Genomic DNA, 2968 nt, shown 5'->3' with positions numbered 1-2968 from the left:
CTGCTAGGGTGACATCACCCAAATCCACTATCCGTTCAGTTGCTGTTTCTGCCGAACTGATCCGACTCTCAGACGAAATTTTTCGCTTAAAACAGGAAAAAGATAACCTCCAAGAGCAGCTACAGTTTAAAGATCGGGTGATTTCGATGCTGGCACACGATCTCCGCAATCCTCTAACAGCCGCCGCGATCGCTATCGAAACTCTCCAATCTAACTACAATTTAGAGACAGGCCAATTTCAGCGCCTCAAACCATCCTTGACAGCGCATCTATTAAAACAAGCCCGTAATCAAACTAAGATCATTGATCGGATGATTGCCGACCTTTTGCAGGTAGGTCGTGGCAAAGATACGGAGTTTCCTATTTTACCACAAAAGGTACAGCTAGGTAAATTGTGCTTAGATGTACTAGAAGAATTGTGCGATCGCTACACCGCCAAATCCCAAGAGGTCGAAACAGATATTCCCAACGACTTACCTTATGTATATGCTGACCCAGAACGCATCCGGCAAGTACTAGTAAATCTGTTGGATAATGCCATCAAATACACCCCAGAAGGTGGCAAGATTAGCATCGCCGGATTGCACCGCACTACCCAAAAAGTTCAGTTTAGTATTGGCGATACTGGGCCTGGTATTCCTGTAGAGAATCGCGATCGCATTTTTGAAAACCACTTCCGCCTGCAACGGGATGAAGGTACAGAAGGTTACGGCATTGGCCTTTGTCTATGCCAACGCATCGTTCTGGCACACTATGGTCAAATTTGGGTGGATTCTGCCCCCAATAACGGAGCATGGTTTCACTTCACACTGCCAGTTTATCCTTCTTAAGTAATGACTAATGACTAATGACAATTAAGAACTTGAGACAAAGCGATCGCGTCCCCCGGCCTTTGCTTGGTAGAGTGCTTTATCTGCCAGCACAATCAACTCTGAAGGTGAAGATTCCCAAGTCGGGACAACAGTTGCCACGCCGATACTGAGGGTGACGTGCTGACTCACCGCAGAACCGTCATGAACAATTTGCAAATCTTTGATTCCGGCTTGAATTGCGGCGGCAACGTGAAGTGCGCCAGATGCAGGAGTGTATGGCATAATCACAGCAAATTCTTCGCCACCATAACGCGCTACTAAATCCTGATGTTTTTGTGCCTTAAGGCTTAAGACAGCACCCACCTTTTGTAAACATACATCCCCTGCCGGATGGCCATATTTATCATTATAAAATTTAAAAAAGTCGATATCACACAAAATCATTGACAAGGGAAATCCCTCTTGTGCGAGATTAATCCATTGAGTATTGAGATAATCGTCAAAGCGGCGACGATTAGCCAACTCAGTTAAGCCATCTACATTGGCAAGGTGATGCAAAGCTTCGTTTGCCGCCTCTAACTGTTTGTATACTTGTGCTTGCTGTAGCAGTCGGCGCAACCGTTGGCGTAATACAGGCCAGTGAATTGGCTTAGTAACATAATCAGTTGCTCCCGCTTCAAAAGCACGGTTTACAGATTCCTCATCGTCCAAGCATGTGATCATCAAGATGGGAGTGCGCTCCCATATCTTGGAGATGACTGTATTGTTAAGAGTCGAGTCAGTATCAAAGGTGGCAAGGGCTGAGATTAAATTATTCCTGGCAATCTGGAGCAAGTGTTTACAGCAGGTAAAGCCATCCATCACAGGCATTACAGCATCTAGCAAAACTATATCCGGTTTGATAGTCTCGTAAGCATCTAAACATTGCTTACCATCATTGACCTCGACCACTCGATAACCGTCTTGTTCCATTGCTTTACGCAACAATACCCGGATGGTTTTGTCATCATCAGCCACTAGAATCAGTGGTGGTTGCTTAGAAACAGAAAATGGGCTTATGCCTGACATGAGTTGCCTTCCACTTGCGGGACTATCCTGAAAAAGGCCGTGCAACTCAATCGCATAGGGGCGATCGCTATTTTCATCAATGCCAGGATTTGTGGCAAAGGTGTGTCTAGCTTGACAATGGACTGCCCAATATTGTTGGGCCAAGCAAGCGGTAGATAAATAAGTTGCATAGACTATCTGTAATTGGAACACGAAGGCAATTGCTACCTTTTTGTTCAGCGATGGTTATGGGAGGAAATGTTACTTTTATATTTCCCTATTGTTAAAGTCAAATTACGATTTTTTTGAGAATTACAAATACACGCCTTAATTCTTTAGTTGTGTAGTTAGTTTAGACACCTAGCAATCCAGAGCAAGGCAATTGCCAAAGTACCTTCAGAATATAGTTAATACTAAATACTAATATCACCTGACTGAAATTTATTTAGTCTATCCGACAAGGCTTGCTGAGGTTTAGTATAATTACATAAGATTGAGATAAAACTTAGTGCAAAACTTTATTTTCAAGTGACTTCATAACCATTCTTTATAGCCATAAACCGCCCATAACTCACGTTGGCTATACAAACAAGTAAAAGCTCTTACAAAAACCATCCAAACCTATTGACATTCGCTAAATCTTTAAAATGCCAGACTCATTAATGTACCAGCAGGATAATTTTGTTGTTTTAGAAACAAATCAACCAGAACAATTTATGACACCATCAGAGCTATTAGAAAAGCTCAAAATAACTCTTCAACAACTCATAATTCAAGATTTACCGCCTGACTTGCAAAAGTTTGATACTGTGGAAAGTCAAGCCCAATATTTAATTGACACTAGCTGCGAATTAGATATTGGCCCTGGTAAATATTTACAGTGGTACGCAGTTCGTTTAGAAAAGTAAATTTTTGGTAAGTGCTTGAGAGAATCCTAAATAAATCTTAAGCAAAAATTGGTGCCCATCTCCCCGACTTCTTCAAGAAGTTGGGGAGTTAAATCGTGGTTAAGGGAATTCCCAAAAGAATAATTACTAATTCATAATTCATAGTTAAACACACTGTACGCTAGACTACACACTCATCAACAATTTAGTGGTCAACAAGAG

General features: G+C 42.0%; 3 protein-coding genes. 2 read left to right on the top strand and 1 reads right to left on the bottom strand.

Annotated elements, in window-relative coordinates; genetic code table 11:
• Window positions 1-830 (top strand): histidine kinase (locus tag IQ229_RS21590; RefSeq protein WP_194047243.1); only part of this gene is annotated, 830 nt, incomplete at its 5' end.
• A gap of 24 nt (window positions 831-854) precedes the next feature.
• Here the strand turns inward: IQ229_RS21590 and IQ229_RS21585 are convergent.
• Window positions 855-1880 carry a response regulator gene (locus IQ229_RS21585; RefSeq protein WP_194047245.1) on the bottom strand — a complete coding sequence of 342 codons (1026 nt, stop codon included), beginning with the start codon at window positions 1878-1880 and terminating at the stop codon, window positions 855-857.
• A 626-nt stretch (window positions 1881-2506) separates the two neighbouring features.
• On the opposite strand from IQ229_RS21585, the gene IQ229_RS21580 reads away from it, so the two are divergent.
• The gene (locus IQ229_RS21580) at window positions 2507-2767 is read left to right on the top strand and encodes a chlororespiratory reduction protein 7 (protein ID WP_194047241.1); all 261 of its coding nucleotides are present in this window, start codon (window positions 2507-2509) and stop codon (window positions 2765-2767) included.
• The last annotated feature ends 201 nt before the right edge of the window (window positions 2768-2968 follow it).

This window comes from Nostoc cf. edaphicum LEGE 07299, assembly GCF_015207245.1.
GTDB lineage: Bacteria > Cyanobacteriota > Cyanobacteriia > Cyanobacteriales > Nostocaceae > Nostoc > Nostoc edaphicum_B.
Note: the sequence above shows the minus strand (reverse complement) of the source record. Positions and strands in the feature narration are given on the sequence as shown.